The organism is Flavobacterium sp. (assembly GCF_003525665.1).
Lineage (GTDB): Bacteria > Bacteroidota > Bacteroidia > Flavobacteriales > Flavobacteriaceae > Flavobacterium.
In genome coordinates this window covers 1-333 of record NZ_DQDX01000137.1, presented here as the reverse complement: position 1 = coordinate 333, position 333 = coordinate 1, and the positions used below count along the sequence as shown (strand labels likewise).

At 34.5% G+C, this 333-nt stretch carries 1 pseudogene; it reads right to left on the bottom strand.

The annotated features are described in order from the left end of the window. Positions 1-333: pseudogene (locus DIU01_RS09630) on the bottom strand (type IIA DNA topoisomerase subunit B); the annotation flags it as partial.

The window sequence follows — 333 nt, the reverse complement described above, 5'->3', positions numbered from 1 at the left end:
GTGTTCCACTTTAATGGAAACCGCCGAAACGATGGATTTACGAATATCTGAAGCTTCAAAACCTTTGTTATAATATTCACGAATGGTTTTTACAATAGCTTCACGAAAAGCGTTTAAGTGCGTTCCACCTTGTGTTGTATTTTGTCCGTTTACGAACGAATGGTACTCTTCGGAATATTGTGATTTACTGTGCGTTAGTGCAATTTCAATATCATCACCTTCTAAGTGAATGATTGGATATTGCATGTCTTCTTCGGTAATTGTTTCTTCTAATAAATCTTTTAAACCAAATTCTGAAAGGTATTTTTCTCCGTTGTAATATATCTGTCTCTT